This window comes from Enterobacter sp. E1, from assembly GCF_016809815.1.
GTDB classification, from domain to species: Bacteria; Pseudomonadota; Gammaproteobacteria; order Enterobacterales; family Enterobacteriaceae; genus Enterobacter; species Enterobacter adelaidei.
In genome coordinates this window covers 482,089-497,959 of record NZ_JAFBJM010000002.1, presented here as the reverse complement: position 1 = coordinate 497,959, position 15,871 = coordinate 482,089, and the positions used below count along the sequence as shown (strand labels likewise).

The window sequence follows — 15,871 nt, the reverse complement described above, 5'->3', positions numbered from 1 at the left end:
GCTCCTCAGAAATGGTGGACCGGCGCATGCGCTGGCACGGTGAATTCAAGAGTTTTATGGTCAAGAGGCTTATGCGTTGGGTCGGCCAGAATAATGGTCACCTTGTGTTTTCCAGCGGGCGGTTGTGGGTGTTCCAGCGGCGCAACGGCGGCGGGACCGTTAACGTCAGTGGCGCTGAGGTTGTCCAGAGGGGCGGCCTGGACATATGCGACGGATGCCAGGGCGAGTAGGGGGAAAAGTGTGTATCGACGAATCATCGGTGTCTCTCCTCATCGGTTCTGAATGACGACAGGGAAAGAAAACCATTTTTATGTATCAGAGATATTTGCCGGAGGCGGCGTTTTGTACCCGTTTGTCAGCGTGGCGCTGTGGATACAGTGCGATACAGTTTGCCGGGCTGCAGGATAAGATCCTCAGCAAAGGGATTGCAGGCATTATTCAAAGAGTGCAAAACCCTCCGGCGGCCTAGCGGTCAGCGGTGTCGACGGTCAGGCTGGATTGCTGTGACTGGGTTTTATCCTGATGGTGATACCAGGCGCCAATCGAAGAGTAAACGAAGCGGCCAAAGAAAAACAGGAAGCTGATTAACAGTATGATGCGGGTCATTCGGGTGTTAAATCGATGTCGTTTGCGCATACGCGTGGCCTGACTCACTGTGTTTTTCCTGGACATGCCCTTCTGGGCGATAAGGATATTAAGGCACAGCGGGAAGAGGGGGTCAATTCTGCAATGTGTAAATAACCGTCAGCAGTTACATTAATTAATGTTATTGAAAATAATTAATGCATTTACCATATTGATAATATGAAGGAAATTTTTGCAAAAAAGTCGGTGAAAAAGATTATTTGCATAAAGTAGTTTGATTTAAGTCAACGGATTCCCTGTCCTGATATTTAAATCCTCCCTCCACACTGTTCGCCCTAAACATTGCCGGGCGGTGCGCACGTCAGGTCGGATGCCTGTCTTTATTTTCCCTCTGGAGAGAAAGGGGTTTAACCGGGCATCTATGAACATTATTGCTTTCCTGAAAAACAATGAAGACCGCTGGTGGGCATTGCCGCTTATTTTACCTGTGGTTTTACTTCCCCTGCTGAGCGTCGCGAATACGTTCACGCAACTGGGCGAAGGTATTGTCGCGCTCTATTATTTACCCCTCTCATTTTTGCTCTCGCTGATGATGTTCTTTGGCCTGGAAGCGCTTCCCGGGATCGCGTTGTCGCTGTTTATCCGCTATTACCCGTCGGGTGGGATGTTTGAAACCGTCGCCACTATGCTCCATTTTATCGTCCCGATAGTGCTCAGTTGGGGGGGGTACCGGGTGTTTGCTCCCGGACGCAATATGACGGCGTACGGGGACACACGGCTGATGGCGCAGCGCATTTTCTGGCAGGTTTTCTGCCCCGCGACGCTATTTCTGGTGCTGTTTCAGTTTGCGGTTTATCTGGGTGTGTACGAGAGTCGCCAGAGCCTTGCGGGATTATCCCCTCTGAATATTCGTACGCTCATTAATTATCAGACACTGCTGGTCAGCGGGCTGACGGGGGTACCTCTGAGCTATCTGCTGATCCGCCTGATTCGCCATCCACGTTACATCAAAAGCCTCATCTCACAGATCCGTATGCAGATAGAGAAAAAGGTGACGGTCACTGAGTTTTTGATTTGGGTGTTTGCCCTCGGCGGACTGCTTTCGCTGCTGTTGCTCCCCATGAATGAAAACAGCTCAATTTTTTCTACCAACTACACCCTGTCGTTATTGATGCCGGTGATGCTCTGGGCCGCGATGCGCTTTGGCTATAAGCTGGTGTCGCTGATCTGGACGCCAGTCTTGCTGGTGTCCATTCACTATTTTTACCGCTATATCCCGTTGCATCAGGGTTATGACATTCAACTGGCGATCACCTCTTCCAGCTATCTGGTCTTCTCGTTCGTGGTGATTTACATGTCGATGCTGGCGACTCACCAGCGAACCGTGAATCAACGCTCCCGCAGACTGGCGCTACTCGACCCTGTCGTACATATGCCTAATCTGCGCTCGTTATTACACGATCTGGCTAAAAACCCGTGGTCGGCGCTTTGTTTACTGCGTATTCCTGAGCTTGAAATTTTGGGGCGAAATTACGGCGTGTTGCTGCGCATTTTGTACAAACAGCGGCTGGCGCAATGGATTAATGACACACTCCAGCCTAATGAGAAGGTCTACCACCTGACCGGGTGCGATCTGGCGATTCGACTCAACGCGGAATCCCACCAGCAGCGGATTGAAACCCTGGATGAGCATATCAAACAGTTCCGCTTTGTCTGGGATGGCATGCCGCTGCAGCCTCAGGTGGGTGTGAGCTACTGTTATGTGCGGTCACCAGTGAACCATCTCTATCTGGTCCTGGGTGAGCTGGGTATGGTTGCGGACTTGTCGCTCTCCTCCAACCATCCTGAAAATCTTCAGCAGCGTGGTGCTGTCCATTTGCAGCGTAGCCTGAAGGATAAAGTCGCAATGATGAGCCGTCTGCAAAGGGCTCTCGATAACAACGCATTTACGCTGTTCGTTCAGCCTGTTTGCGGCCAGCGTGGCGATCGCTACCACGAAGTCTTGCTGCGGATGCAGGATGCAAATGGGGTATTAATCTCCCCCGACCAATTCCTGCCTGTTGCACAGGAGTTTGGGCTGTCGTCGCGGGTGGATTTATGGGTACTGGACCATACGTTACGCTTTCTGGCAACACATCGCGAAAGGCTGCCCGGCCAGCGGTTTGCCATTAATCTGGCCCCTTCAACCGTTTGCAGAGTGCAGTTCCCGCTTGAGGTAAGTCGTTTGCTGACGAAATACGCCATCGAACCGTGGCAACTGATCTTTGAGGTGACGGAGTGCAGCACGTTCGGCAGTGCTGAGCAGGCACAACAGATCCTCGGTCAGTTGCAGAAGATGGGGGTACGCATTGCCATTGATGATTTTGGTACCGGCTATGCGAGCTATGCCCGGCTGAAAAGCGTGGACGCTGATATTCTCAAAATCGACGGCAGTTTTGTGCAGAACATCGTTAACAACAGTCTGGATTATCAGATAGTGGCGTCAATCTGCCATCTGGCGCGAATGAAGAAAATGCTGGTGGTGGCAGAATATGTCGAAACTGAAGAGATACGTAGCGCGGTTCACGCGCTAGGTATTGATTATGTGCAGGGATACCTGATTGGCAGACCGGTTGCACTGGTATCACTGCTGGAGGCAGAGGCGTCCTGTGCGGACGCCTGAGCCGTTACGCGGCGACGTCGGCACTCTCTTCTTCGATTTTGAGTAGCCAGCCGGTGACCGCTTCCCAGTACTGCTGCTCTTTTTCCAGGTCCAGCAGGACCAGCGCGTTCTGGCTAAACCAGTCGTGCGGGAAGCTCAGCGTCCAGTGGTGGTCGTCGGTTTTCAGCTTCAGCGTGGGCGGCGTGGTGGTGGCCTGACGCTGATTATTGAGCAGCACGCCAAGGCGCAGCAACTGGATGAGCGGCAGGAACTGCTTTTTCTTGAACAGCGTGAAGCGGGGCAGATCGTCGAGCTTGATGGCTTTGCGGTGATAACGCACCAGCGTGGCCATCATGGTCTGCTGCTCCTGGTTGAAGCCTGGTAAATCGCTGTTTTGCAGAATGTACGCTGAGTGGCGATGCATCCCGCTGTGGTTAATGTTCAGTCCCACTTCATGCAGCATTGCTGCCCATTTCAGCAGGGCGGCAAGCTGCGGATGCGCCAGCTTAGGATTTTGCTCCTGCCATTGGTCGTACATCTGAACGGTCGTATCCAGCACGCGCTTTGCCTGCTCACGATCGATGTTGTACTGGTTTGCCAGGCTTTGTGCAGTGCGGCTGCGAATATCCTGATGGCGGAAACGGCCTTCCATCTCATACAGCACACCTTCACGCAGGGCGCCGTCAGAAAGACGCAGCTCCTTGATGGCCAGCGCATCAAACACACCGCAGAGGATAGCCAGACCCGGCACAAACACCGCTTTACGCTCGTCGGAAAGACCCGGCAGGCTCAAGGCGTCAAAACTTTTATGCTTTAGCACTTCTTCAGTCAGCAATATCAGGCGTTCAGGCGTGATAAACCCGTCTTTCTCGCCCATCGCCAGCAGCACTTCATGGGCCGCTTTGATGGTACCCGATGCGCCCAGCGCCACATTCCAGCCCTGAATACGGTACTGCCAGGCGAGGTTTTCCAGTTTCTGGATGGCGGCCATACGCGCCCGCTGGAAGTTTTCACGGGTGATGGTGCCACCCGGGAAATACATCTGCGCGAAGCTGACGCAGCCCATACGACGACTTTCCACCAGACGCGGCTCAAAGTCTTCGCCGATCACCAGCTCAGTTGAACCGCCGCCAATGTCGATCACCAGCTTGCGCCCTTTTTCCGGCTGGGTGTGCTCAACCCCCATGAAAATCAGACGCGCTTCCTCGTTACCGGAGATGATCTCAATCGGGTAGGGGATCACTTTTTCGGCCCGCTTGAGAAATTCAGGCGCGTTCAGCGCCTGGCGCAGGGTGTGGGTGCCCACGATGCAGACGCTGGAAGGCGAGAAGCCCTGCAGACGTTCGGCAAACAGCGACAGGCAGTTCAGGCCGCGCTCCATTGCCTCTTCGCTAAGCATGCTGCGTTCATCAAGACCGTCCGCCAGGTGTACACGCTGCTTCAGACGACCGATGATCTGCAGCGCGCCATCCACCTCACGGGCGATGACCATGTGGAAACTGTTAGAGCCAAGATCGACCGCGGCGAATTCCTGCGGGCGTGGGGTCTTATCATTTATCGGCATAGGTTAATCGGGTTGCTCGAGTGATTTGATATAGTCGTAAATCGCCAGTTGCGACCGCACTTTACGGCGGTTGCCGCGCGGTACATAGCGGTTACTGAGTTCTTTGTCGATATAGCGTGCTTTCACCGTATCGCTGAACAGAATCTCGATGATGTCGAGGATCTGCTGCTTCAGTCGCGGATCCAGCAGCGGTGCTGCGACTTCAATTCGATAGTCAATATTGCGTGTCATCCAGTCGGCAGAAGAGAGGTAAACCTGTTTGTCACCCGCATTATCGAAAATATAGACGCGATCGTGTTCCAGGTAACGGTCAACAATGCTGATGACGCGAATATTGTCGCTGATGCCTTCCAGTTCAGGGATCAGCGAGCACATGCCGCGGATCAGCAGGTTAACCGGCACGCCGGAACTGGACGCCGCGTACAGGCGGTCAACCAGCCCTTTGTCGACCAGATTGTTGAGCTTCAGCGTGATGCCGGATGACAACCCTTTCTGCGCATTAGCGATCTCTTTATCGATCATATCGTACAGCAGACGGCGCGAGTTCTGCGGTGACACCAGCAGATAATCGAAATTCACCGGGCGGTACGGGTTTTCAATAAAGTTAAATACCCGGCGTACCTCGTTAGTGATGCGGGCATCAGCGGTCAACAGCGAGTAGTCCGTATAAATTCGTGCGGTTTTCTCGTTGAAGTTCCCGGTACCGATGTGGGCATAACGCACCACCTCGTCGCCCTCTTTACGGGAGATCAGGAACAGCTTGGCGTGAATTTTCAGCCCCGGCGCGGAGAAGATGACGTGCACACCGGCTTCCGTCAGACGGCGCGCCCAGTGAATGTTCGCCTCTTCGTCGAAGCGCGCCTGCAGCTCAACCACCACCGTGACTTTCTTGGCGTTATGCGCCGCATGGATCATCGCGTCGATGATGCGGGAATCTTTTGCCACGCGGTAGATGTTGATTTTGATTGCCAGCACGCTCGGGTCGAAGGAGGCCTGACGCAGCAGTTCCAGCACGTGTTCAAACGTGTGATACGGATAGTAGAGCAGGACGTCACGTTCGCGAATCGCGTCGAATCCGTTGCGGAATTTGTCGAACCACAGATGGCGCAGGCGCGGCAGCGGCTTGTTCACCAGATTGGCTTTGCCGACGTTCGGGAAACCAATAAAGTCTTTAAAGTTGTGGTAGCGACCGCCCGGCACGATGGAGTCATAGCGCGAGATGGTCAGCTTCTCGCGCAGCATCTCCACCATGGCGTCCGGCATGTCGCGCTGATAAACAAAGCGCACCGGCTCGGCCGTCAGGCGCTGTTTCAGGCTGGACGACATCAGCTCCATCAGGCTGGCTTCCATCTCGTGCACCAGGTCATATTCGGCGTCACGGGTCATCTTCATGGAATAGGCGTTTAACGCATCGTAATCGAAGAAGCCTTTGAAGATGTCGTCCAGACAGTAGCGCAGGATGTTATCCAGCAGGATCATCGGTTTGCGTCTGCGCGGGGTTTCCGGCGGCAGGTTCACAAAGCGCGGCACCTTGTCGGACGGGATCTCAAGCAGCGCGTAGCGGATCGAATCACCGCGGATAATTTCCACCGCCAGGTAGGTGTAGTCATCTTTCAGGAACTGCACCAGGTCGGTTTCGCGGTTGATCAGAATCGGGGTGATGTGCTGACGCAGATACTGTTTGAAGTAATGGCGCAGCCAGTTTTGTTGGTTAACGGAAAGCTGTCGTTCGTTAATCAGGAAGATTTGATTGCGTGCCATTTCCAGCAGCAGTTCGTTATACAGGCCGTCAAATTCCTGATCGGCTTTCAACACGCGGGACTGGATTTTGCCCAACAGATGCCGCGAGTGAGAGTTTAAGCCCTGTTCTTCGCTGATGATGATTCGCCGTTTTAGCTCGGCAAAACGAACCTTGTAGAACTCATCCAGGTTGTTGGAATAAATGCCCAAAAAACGCATGCGCTCGATCAGCGGGTTACTTTTGTCAGCCGCTTCCTGGAGTACACGTTCGTTGAATGCTAACCAGCTTAGCTCTTTCTCGATATATAACTTTTCCTGACCCATTACAGCTCACACTCCAGTTCAATCACAGGACGTGGTAAATCCGTCTCGTCCTTATTATGGCGAGCATTTCCACGATATGTCCAACAGTGCCAGAAAAGTATGACAGTTATTTTTTTTGTTGGGGATTTTAGAGGGTTGGAGAAGGGAATATCGGGTAATGCAATTTGTAGGTCGGGTAAGCGTAGTGCCACCCGACATAACACACTACTCTTCGGCCGCATAACCCTGCGGGGGTAACTTCACGCCGTCGAGCCAGGCAGCGCCGTCACGCATCTCCAGACGCCCGTCGACAAACCAGCTTACCACCAGCGGATAAATGGCGTGTTCCTGGACCTGTACGCGTTCGGTCACGTCTTCTTCGTTATCGCCTTCAAAGACCGGCACTTTCGCCTGCAGGATCACCGGGCCACCATCCAGTTCGTCGGTAACGAAATGCACGGAGGTACCATGCTCTTCATCGCCGTTTTCCAGAACCTGACGATGGGTGTGCAAGCCAGGATACTTCGGCAGCAAAGATGGGTGGATATTCAGCAGGCGTCCGGCATAATGCTCAACAAAAGCCGGGCTCAGGATACGCATATAGCCCGCCAGCACCACGACATCAGGCGCGTAGGCATCAATTTCCTGAACCAGCTCGCGGTCAAAGGCTTCACGCCCGGCAAACTGGCTGGCTTCCAGCGCGTGCGCGGGAATACTCGCTTCCCGGGCACGCTCAAGGCCGAACGCGTCGGCCTTGTTGCTGAATACTGCCCGAATGGTGCCATTGATCTTCTTCTGTTTGCAGGCGTCAATTATTGCCTGCAAATTGCTTCCGTTGCCGGAAATGAGCACCACGATGTTTTTCATTCAATGACCACACGTTGTTCGGAATCGGAAGCTTTAATAGTACCGATTTTCCACGCGTTTTCACCTTTCTCTGTCAGCAGTTTAACCGCTTTATCCGCTTCGCTCGCGGGCAGGGCTATCACCATACCTACGCCGCAGTTAAAGGTGCGGTACATTTCGTGAGAACTGACGTTGCCTGCGGTTTGCAGCCAGTTAAACACGGACGGCCACTGCCAGGAGGATTCGTCGATCACGGCCTGGGTGTTGTCCGGCAGAACGCGCGGGATATTTTCCCAGAAGCCGCCGCCGGTCAGGTGGGCAATGGCGTGAACGTCGACGTTCTCGATCAGTTCCAGCACGTTTTTCACGTAAATGCGGGTTGGAGCCAGCAGGTGATCGGCAAGCGGTTTGCCATCCAGTTCAGTGGTCTGTGGGTCGCAACCGCTGACTTCGATGATTTTACGTACCAGAGAGTAGCCGTTAGAGTGCGGGCCGCTGGATGCCAGTGCGATCAGGACATCACCATCAGCCACTTTGCTGCCGTCGATAATTTCTGATTTTTCTACCACGCCGACGCAGAAACCAGCGACGTCATAATCTTCGCCGTGATACATGCCTGGCATTTCTGCGGTTTCACCGCCGACCAGCGCGCAGCCTGACTGCAGACACCCTTCGGCAATACCGTTAATCACGCTGGCTGCGGTATCCACGTCCAGTTTACCGGTCGCGTAATAATCGAGGAAGAACAGCGGTTCAGCACCCTGAACGACCAGGTCATTCACACACATCGCGACCAGATCGATACCGATCGTGTCATGACGTTTTAAATCCATCGCCAGGCGCAGTTTTGTACCTACACCATCAGTACCCGAGACCAGAACAGGTTCACGATATTTTTGCGGCAGCGCGCACAGTGCGCCGAATCCACCCAGACCACCCATCACTTCCGGGCGGCGGGTTTTTTTCACCACACCTTTGATTCGGTCAACCAGCGCATTACCTGCGTCAATATCAACACCGGCATCTTTGTAGCTGAGAGAAGTTTTGTTGGTCACGGCTCAAGTCCCCACGCGATTGCATAGCTAGTAAGAAAAATCGGCGCAATTCTAACAGTCCAGGCAAACGTTTGCGAGCCTATTCTCGGTGAGACGATTTTTTTTTCTGTGCGGCCTGCCAATGTGTCCAAACTTGAGTCTGTTCACGAAAATGAAACCGGTTTCGGTTTTCTCCTTGCAACAGAAATCACCTTTGCACATCATTCAGATGAAACCGGTTTCTGTAATTGTTTTTGCAGAAAATAACGCAGAATGAGGGAAAGAGAATGTCAGGATTTAAAGAAGGTTTTCTGTGGGGTGGTGCGGTTGCGGCGCATCAGCTGGAAGGGGGCTGGAAAGAGGGTGGAAAAGGCGTTAGCGTTGCCGATGTCATGACCGCGGGCGCGCATGGCGTGCCGCGTGAAATCACCAACGGCGTGTTGCAGGGGAAAAATTACCCTAACCATGAAGCCATCGACTTCTACCATCGTTATAAAGAAGACATCAAACTCTTTGCCGAGATGGGGTTCAAATGCTTCCGCACTTCGATAGCCTGGACGCGGATCTTCCCGAAAGGGGATGAGCTGGAACCTAACGAGGCTGGCCTGAAATTCTATGACGATCTGTTCGACGAGTGCCTGAAGCACGGCATCGAGCCGGTCATCACGCTCTCTCACTTCGAGATGCCTTTCCATCTGGTCACCGAATATGGCGGCTGGCGTAACCGTAAACTGATCGATTTCTTTGTTCGTTTCTCAAAAGTGGTTTTCCAGCGTTATCAGCACAAAGTGAAGTACTGGATGACCTTTAACGAGATCAACAACCAGGCGAACTTCCACGAAGACTTTGCGCCGTTTACCAACTCCGGGTTGAAGTATGAGCCGGGCGAAGACCGTGAGCCGGTGATGTTCCAGGCCGCGCACTATGAGCTTGTAGCCAGTGCACTGGCGGTAAAAGCGGGGCGTGAGATTAACCCGTCGCTGCAAATCGGCTGCATGATTGCCATGTGCCCGATTTATCCTCTGACCTGTGCCCCGGACGATATGATGATGGCGATGAACGCCATGCACCGTCGCTACTGGTTTACCGACGTTCACGTACGCGGCAAGTATCCGCAGCACCTGCTCAACTACTTTGAGCGTCGTGGCTTTGCGCTGGATATTACCGAAGAAGATAAAGCCGCACTTAAGCAGGGCTGTGTGGATTACATCGGATTCAGCTATTACATGTCCTTCGCCACCAAAGCGACGGCTGACAACCCGCAGCTGGATTACGACGAGAGCAAGAGCCTGGTCTCCAACCCATATGTGCAGAAATCCGACTGGGGCTGGCAGATTGACCCGGTTGGGCTGCGTTACTCCCTGAACTGGTTCTGGGATCACTACCAGTTGCCGCTGTTCATCGTTGAGAACGGTTTTGGTGCTATTGACGTGCAGGAGAGCGACGGTACGGTGAACGACCAGTACCGCATTGACTACCTTGCCGCACACATCCGTGAAATGAAAAAAGCGGTGGTTGAAGATGGCGTTGACCTGATGGGGTATACCCCGTGGGGCTGTATTGACCTGGTGTCTGCAGGCACCGGCGAAATGAAAAAACGCTACGGCTTTATCTTTGTCGACAAAGATAACGAAGGCAACGGCACGCTGAACCGCAGCAAGAAGAAGTCGTTCGACTGGTATAAGCAGGTGATTGCGAGCAACGGCGATAACCTGTAATTGTCGGGTGGCGCTAACGCTTACCCGACCTACACTTTCCGTAGGCCCGCGTGAGCGTAGCGCCACCGGGCAGAACCTCGCACTCAAGCCGGAGATATACCTCCGGTTTTTTTATCTTTGCTTGATCGCTGTCAAGCAAGATGGGTATGGCCTAATCCGAAAAAAGCGGTATAATCCCGCGATTTTTTTGCGGATGCCACCTCAGAGGAGAAAGAGAATGAAGATTGTGGAAGTGAAACACCCACTCGTTAAACACAAGTTGGGCCTGATGCGTGAGCATGACATCAGCACGAAGCGTTTTCGCGAACTGGCTTCTGAAGTGGGCAGCCTGCTGACCTACGAAGCAACCTCCGATCTGGAAACAGAAAAAGTCACCATCGAAGGCTGGAACGGCCCGGTGCAGGTTGAACAGATCAAAGGTAAGAAAATTACCGTTGTGCCTATTCTGCGTGCCGGTCTTGGCATGATGGAAGGTGTGCTGGAGCACGTGCCAAGCGCGCGTATCAGCGTCGTCGGTATCTACCGTAATGAAGAGACGCTGGAGCCGGTTCCTTACTTCCAGAAGCTGGTGTCTAACATCGACGAGCGTATGGCGCTGGTGGTTGACCCAATGCTGGCAACCGGCGGTTCTATGATTGCCACCATTGACTTGCTGAAAAAAGCGGGCTGCAGCAGCATTAAAGTGCTGGTGCTGGTTGCGGCACCGGAAGGTATCGCGGCGCTGGAAAAAGCGCACCCGGACGTTGAGCTGTATACCGCATCTATCGACCAGGGGCTGAATGAGCACGGGTACATCATCCCGGGGCTTGGCGATGCCGGCGATAAGATTTTTGGTACTAAGTAATCGAATAACGATAAATAAGCCGACTTTGATAGTCGGCTTTTTTTTGAATAAAACACCAACAATACTACTCAGAGGAAAACACTATGACGCGCCGTGCTATCGGGGTGAGTGAAAGACCGCCGCTTTTACAGACTATCCCGCTTAGTTTGCAGCACCTGTTCGCTATGTTTGGCGCAACCGTGCTGGTGCCAATCCTGTTTCACATTAACCCGGCTACCGTACTGCTGTTCAACGGTATCGGGACGCTGTTGTACCTCTTTATCTGTAAAGGCAAAATCCCGGCGTATCTGGGGTCGAGCTTCGCCTTTATTTCTCCGGTCCTGTTGCTGCTACCGCTTGGCTACGAAGTGGCGCTGGGCGGCTTTATCATGTGTGGCGTGCTGTTCTGCGTAGTGTCCTTCATTGTGAAGAAAGCCGGTACTGGCTGGCTGGACGTGATGTTCCCGCCTGCGGCGATGGGCGCAATCGTTGCCGTTATCGGTCTGGAACTGGCCGGTGTGGCGGCGAATATGGCTGGTTTACTGCCTGCTGACGGTCAGTCACCGGATTCCAAAACCATTATCATTTCTCTGGTGACGCTGGGCGTAACGGTGTTTGGCTCCGTGCTGTTCCGTGGTTTCATGGCGATTATCCCGATCCTGATCGGGGTGCTGGCGGGTTATGCGCTCTCCTTTATGATGGGTGTTGTCGATACCACGCCAATTGCCCAGGCGCACTGGTTTGCCCTGCCAACTTTCTATACACCACGCTTTGAATGGTTTGCTATCTTCACCATTCTGCCTGCGGCGTTGGTGGTGATTGCTGAGCACGTGGGTCACCTGGTGGTGACGGCAAATATCGTGAAACGCGATCTGATCCGCGACCCGGGTCTGCACCGTTCTATGTTTGCTAACGGCTTCTCTACCATTATCTCCGGTTTCTTCGGCTCTACGCCAAACACCACTTACGGCGAGAACATCGGGGTGATGGCCATTACCCGTGTCTACAGTACCTGGGTTATCGGCGGTGCGGCCATCATTGCTATCTTGCTGTCTTGTGTGGGCAAACTGGCGGCGGCGATCCAGATCATCCCGGTACCGGTGATGGGCGGTGTTTCTCTACTGCTTTATGGGGTAATCGGAGCGTCTGGTATTCGTGTGCTGATTGAATCCAAAGTGGATTACAGCAAAGCGCAGAACCTGATCCTTACCTCCGTGATCCTGATCATCGGCGTGAGCGGTGCCAAGGTACACATCGGTGCGGCCGAGCTGAAAGGCATGGCGCTGGCGACCATCGTTGGCGTGGGCCTGAGCTTGATTTTCAAGCTGATTTCCGTGATCCGCCCGGAAGAGGTGGTGCTGGACGCCGACGAAAGCGAAAAAGCGTCACATTGATCGTAAAACCGGGCGGGCGATCCGCCCGGTTCTCTCCTTGCAGGTTCCGTGTTAAACTCCGTTCCGATTTTATGTAAGATCTGGTTGAGGTACTTCTGAACGGACCGGCACAGCTCTCTCTGCCACTTTATCTCCCTGACGACGAAACTTTCGCGAGTTTCTGGCCGGGTGATAACCCCTCTTTACTGGCTGCACTGCAAAACGTGCTGCGTCAGGAACACAGCGGATACATCTATATCTGGTCACGCGAAGGCGCGGGGCGCAGCCACCTGCTGCATGCCGCCTGTGCGGAACTTTCTGCGCGTGGTGATGCGGTAGGTTATGTGCCGCTGGATAAACGTACCTGGTTTGTACCTGAAGTTATGGAGGGAATGGAACATCTCTCACTGGTCTGCATTGATAATATCGAATGCGTGGCAGGGGATGAGCCGTGGGAAATGGCGATTTTTAACCTCTACAACCGCATTCTGGAGTCGGGTAAAACCCGGCTGCTGATCACCGGCGATCGTCCGCCACGCCAGCTCAATCTGGGGCTGCCGGATCTGGCTTCCCGTCTTGACTGGGGGCAAATCTATAAGCTCCAGCCGCTGTCGGATGAAGACAAGCTCCAGGCGTTACAGCTGCGCGCAAAGCAGCGTGGGTTTGAGCTGCCGGAAGACGTGGGCCGTTTTCTGCTCAAGCGTCTGGATCGTGAAATGCGTACCCTCTTTGATACGCTCGATCAGCTCGATCGCGCCTCCATTACCGCCCAGCGCAAGCTGACGATTCCGTTTGTGAAAGATATTCTCAAGCTTTGAGTTTTTTGCCCGGTGGCGGCAGCGCCTAACCGGGCAAAACAATCAGACACAATCCCTCAACAAATGCTCCACCAGCAGCGGAACTGGTCTCCCCGACGCCACGCTTCGCCCGTTCTCACGCCACAGCGCCGTGCCGCTGATATCCAGATGCGCCCACGGAATGGTCGGCGGGCAAAAGTGATGCAGCAGCCACGCCGCCGAGGCACTGATTGCCGCGTTATTGCCTGGTGTATTGCAGAGATCGGCGATGGCGCTGTCGGTCTGCTTTTTCAGCCGTGCATCCAGCGGTAGCGACCAGACTTCATCGCCGCTCTGTTTACCCGCGCGGGTCAGTGCCTGACGCAGGGGCTCATCCTGCGTCATCAATCCGCTCAGTTCATACCCCAGCGCTTTGACCACCGCGCCAGTGAGTGTGGCCATATCAATAATATAGCGCGCCTGCGGATGCCTCTTACTGGCCCAGGCAATCGCATCTGCCAGTACCAGCCGACCTTCGGCATCGGTGTTGTTGATTTCAACCGTAGTGCCGTTGCAGGCACGTGCGACTGTACCGGGCCGCATGGCATCGGGACCGATGGCATTTTCAGCCAGCGCCAGCACGCCCATGATGCGTACGGGCAGCGCCAGTTCTGCGACGGTCAGCATCAGCCCCAGCACGTTTGCCGCCCCGCACATGTCATACTTCATGGTATACATGCCCGCGCCTTCTTTCAGCCACAAGCCACCGGTATCAAACGTAATGCCTTTACCCACGTAGCAGCGCACCGGGCCATCAGTGACTCCGTCATAGTGGATAGCCAGCAGACGTGGCGGACAGGATGCCCCTTTGCCCACGGCGTGCAACAGCCCCAGACCTTGTTCAATGATTTGTGTTTCATCAAGTACTTCACATCGCAGGGCGGGGAAGTCGGCACACCGTTTTTGGGCCTCTTCCACTACATACTCAGGCGTGCAGCGATCGGATGGCATATCCGCCAGACGCCGTGCCGCCACCATGCCATGGGCAATGGCCTGCTGCTGGTGGAAGATAGCCTCGAGTCTGTCCTGCTGCTCCGGCAAACAAAGAGCGGTTATATGCTGTAGACGTACCGCTGATTCGTTGGTTTTCTTTAGCTTTAAGTCGCTGAGCCTGTGTGCCTGATTAAAGAGAAAACGCAGTACTTGCGCCAGCACAACGTCGTTGATATTCGTGACGTCCAGTACCACATCAGGACTGGCGGGTGAGGCCAGGAGTGGGCGCAGCGCCGTGAGTAATTCTTCGGTCAGGCTATCGTGCCAGAGCGCATCCGGCAGCAAGGTGATTCGGGAAAAAGGCGCACAGCCAAAGCGGGTGTCCGTGATGCAATCCGGGTCACGCATCTCGGCGATAAGCGCTGTCTTCGGCAGCAGGTTACAGGTGGTACGGGCGATTAAATGGCTCTGCGGCTTCGCATCAGAAAGCGCGGTAATAAGCTGATATGTAATCATCATTGTTCCTCAATCGGCGCGCGGATCCGCGCGGTGTAAGCCTGCATCCATTCCTCATCCACGGCCTGATAATGCGTCTTCTCATGCAGACGCTCGGTACGAAACACAGTAAGAGGCTGGCGAGCGGTAGCAACCACGAACGAGAACGTTTTGATGTTGGTCGCAGCGCCAAATTCGCCCTTGTTGTTCATGCAAACGACGGAAAGATCGCCCACACGACCGAAGCGCGACATAAGTCTGTCCTCCAGCTCAAAGACGACCGAGTCGGCAGCCTGCTGCGGCGACATTCCCTGCGCCATACGACGAACGATTTCATAGCTGGTACAGCCTTTCATCAGATCTTCACCGACGCCCGTGGCGGTGGCTGCACCGGTTTCACTGTCGCAGTAAAACCCGGAGCCAATTATTGGTGAATCACCAATCCGCCCCCGCTTTTTCATAAACAGCCCGCTGGTGGAGGTCGCGACGCTCATCGAACCCTGTTTATCGAGGCCGATAATGCCGACGGTATCGTGGCCATCATAGGGACTCAGGCCCTTGTCCAGCGTCTCCCGGCAGCGTTTGCGGTAATGCTGCATTGCCCGGTCGGTGAGCATGGTTTTGTTGGCAAAACCCTGGCTTAGCGCCCATTCCCGAGCACCCTGGCCAACCAGCAGGCTGTTATAGCGCTGGCGACTCAGCGCGTGGGCCACGCGTACCGGGTTAGCGATATCCACCAGGTTACCGACTGCGCCAAAGGCCAGCGTGTCGCCATCCATATAAGCAGCATCCAGCTCAACTTCACCGTTCTCCGTTGGCAGCCCGCCGTAACCGACAGATTTATAAAGCGGAAAGTCTTCGACGGTCGCTACGGCATCCACCACCGCCGCAGCGACCGGTTTCCCCGCAGCCAGCGCCGACGCAGACTCTGTTACTCCTTCAAGCGCCATTCGCCAGGTTGCGATAATTCCCCACATGCT

13 protein-coding genes are annotated in these 15,871 nt (G+C 54.3%); 5 read left to right on the top strand and 8 right to left on the bottom strand.

Annotated features, from left to right (window positions below):
• Positions 1 to 5: 5 nt before the first annotated feature.
• Positions 6 to 257 carry a DUF6130 family protein gene (locus tag JGF26_RS08495; protein ID WP_108090882.1) on the bottom strand — a complete coding sequence of 84 codons (252 nt, stop codon included), beginning with the start codon at positions 255 to 257 and terminating at the stop codon, positions 6 to 8.
• A gap of 208 nt (positions 258 to 465) precedes the next feature.
• The gene (locus tag JGF26_RS08490; protein ID WP_028016118.1) at positions 466 to 654 is read right to left on the bottom strand and encodes a YfgG family protein; all 189 of its coding nucleotides are present in this window, start codon (positions 652 to 654) and stop codon (positions 466 to 468) included.
• Positions 655 to 1,006: 352 nt separating this feature from the next.
• On the opposite strand from JGF26_RS08490, the gene JGF26_RS08485 reads away from it, so the two are divergent.
• Positions 1,007 to 3,247 (top strand): EAL domain-containing protein, encoded by a 2,241-nt coding sequence (locus JGF26_RS08485; protein WP_134707681.1) that lies wholly within the window; start codon positions 1,007 to 1,009, stop codon positions 3,245 to 3,247.
• Positions 3,248 to 3,251: 4 nt separating this feature from the next.
• Here the strand turns inward: JGF26_RS08485 and ppx are convergent, their stop codons facing one another.
• The 4 genes from ppx to purM form a co-directional block, all read right to left on the bottom strand.
• Positions 3,252 to 4,790 carry an exopolyphosphatase gene (gene ppx / locus JGF26_RS08480; RefSeq protein ID WP_128348026.1) on the bottom strand — a complete coding sequence of 513 codons (1,539 nt, stop codon included), beginning with the start codon at positions 4,788 to 4,790 and terminating at the stop codon, positions 3,252 to 3,254.
• 3 nt (positions 4,791 to 4,793) lie between these two features.
• Positions 4,794 to 6,854: a polyphosphate kinase 1 gene (gene ppk1, locus JGF26_RS08475; protein WP_028016121.1), complete on the bottom strand. Its 2,061-nt coding sequence runs from the start codon at positions 6,852 to 6,854 to the stop codon at positions 4,794 to 4,796.
• A 204-nt stretch (positions 6,855 to 7,058) separates the two neighbouring features.
• A complete protein-coding gene (gene purN / locus JGF26_RS08470) occupies positions 7,059 to 7,700 on the bottom strand; it encodes a phosphoribosylglycinamide formyltransferase (RefSeq protein ID WP_114977540.1) in 642 nt (213 codons plus the stop codon).
• Complete coding sequence (purM, locus tag JGF26_RS08465; protein ID WP_028016123.1) at positions 7,697 to 8,734, bottom strand: phosphoribosylformylglycinamidine cyclo-ligase; 1,038 nt, start codon at positions 8,732 to 8,734, stop codon at positions 7,697 to 7,699. The genes purN and purM overlap by 4 nt, the downstream gene beginning before the upstream one ends.
• Before the next feature lie 266 nt (positions 8,735 to 9,000).
• On the opposite strand from purM, the gene JGF26_RS08460 reads away from it, so the two are divergent.
• From JGF26_RS08460 to JGF26_RS08445, 4 genes are all read left to right on the top strand, one after another.
• The gene (locus tag JGF26_RS08460; protein WP_028016124.1) at positions 9,001 to 10,431 is read left to right on the top strand and encodes a 6-phospho-beta-glucosidase; all 1,431 of its coding nucleotides are present in this window, start codon (positions 9,001 to 9,003) and stop codon (positions 10,429 to 10,431) included.
• 217 nt (positions 10,432 to 10,648) lie between these two features.
• Positions 10,649 to 11,275, top strand: coding sequence for a uracil phosphoribosyltransferase (gene upp, locus JGF26_RS08455; RefSeq protein WP_008501641.1), 627 nt, complete (start codon positions 10,649 to 10,651; stop codon positions 11,273 to 11,275).
• Positions 11,276 to 11,358: 83 nt separating this feature from the next.
• Entirely contained in the window at positions 11,359 to 12,648 is a 1,290-nt protein-coding gene (gene uraA, locus JGF26_RS08450) for a uracil permease (RefSeq protein WP_049007806.1), read from the top strand.
• 95 nt (positions 12,649 to 12,743) lie between these two features.
• Positions 12,744 to 13,445, top strand: a complete 702-nt coding sequence (locus JGF26_RS08445) for a DnaA inactivator Hda (protein ID WP_218064865.1) — start codon at positions 12,744 to 12,746, stop codon at positions 13,443 to 13,445.
• 42 nt (positions 13,446 to 13,487) lie between these two features.
• On the opposite strand, the gene JGF26_RS08440 is transcribed toward JGF26_RS08445, so the two are convergent.
• Positions 13,488 to 14,912 (bottom strand): leucyl aminopeptidase family protein, encoded by a 1,425-nt coding sequence (locus JGF26_RS08440; RefSeq protein ID WP_134707819.1) that lies wholly within the window; start codon positions 14,910 to 14,912, stop codon positions 13,488 to 13,490.
• A complete protein-coding gene (locus JGF26_RS08435; protein ID WP_134707682.1) occupies positions 14,912 to 15,868 on the bottom strand; it encodes a N(4)-(beta-N-acetylglucosaminyl)-L-asparaginase in 957 nt (318 codons plus the stop codon). Before JGF26_RS08435 ends, JGF26_RS08440 begins: the two co-directional genes overlap by 1 nt.
• Positions 15,869 to 15,871: the final 3 nt, after the last annotated feature.

Excerpts from the sequence above, each read along its gene's own strand:
- JGF26_RS08485 (WP_134707681.1), top strand. The coding sequence starts at position 1,007 with ATGAACATTATTGCTTTCCTGAAAAACAATGAAGACCGCTGGTGGGCA.
- upp (WP_008501641.1), top strand. The coding sequence starts at position 10,649 with ATGAAGATTGTGGAAGTGAAACACCCACTCGTTAAACACAAGTTGGGC.
- purN (WP_114977540.1), bottom strand. The coding sequence starts at position 7,700 with ATGAAAAACATCGTGGTGCTCATTTCCGGCAACGGAAGCAATTTGCAG.
- JGF26_RS08495 (WP_108090882.1), bottom strand. The coding sequence starts at position 257 with ATGATTCGTCGATACACACTTTTCCCCCTACTCGCCCTGGCATCCGTC.
- JGF26_RS08440 (WP_134707819.1), bottom strand. The coding sequence starts at position 14,912 with ATGATTACATATCAGCTTATTACCGCGCTTTCTGATGCGAAGCCGCAG.
- JGF26_RS08460 (WP_028016124.1), top strand. The coding sequence starts at position 9,001 with ATGTCAGGATTTAAAGAAGGTTTTCTGTGGGGTGGTGCGGTTGCGGCG.
- uraA (WP_049007806.1), top strand. The coding sequence starts at position 11,359 with ATGACGCGCCGTGCTATCGGGGTGAGTGAAAGACCGCCGCTTTTACAG.
- ppx (WP_128348026.1), bottom strand. The coding sequence starts at position 4,790 with ATGCCGATAAATGATAAGACCCCACGCCCGCAGGAATTCGCCGCGGTC.
- JGF26_RS08435 (WP_134707682.1), bottom strand. The coding sequence starts at position 15,868 with ATGTGGGGAATTATCGCAACCTGGCGAATGGCGCTTGAAGGAGTAACA.
- ppk1 (WP_028016121.1), bottom strand. The coding sequence starts at position 6,854 with ATGGGTCAGGAAAAGTTATATATCGAGAAAGAGCTAAGCTGGTTAGCA.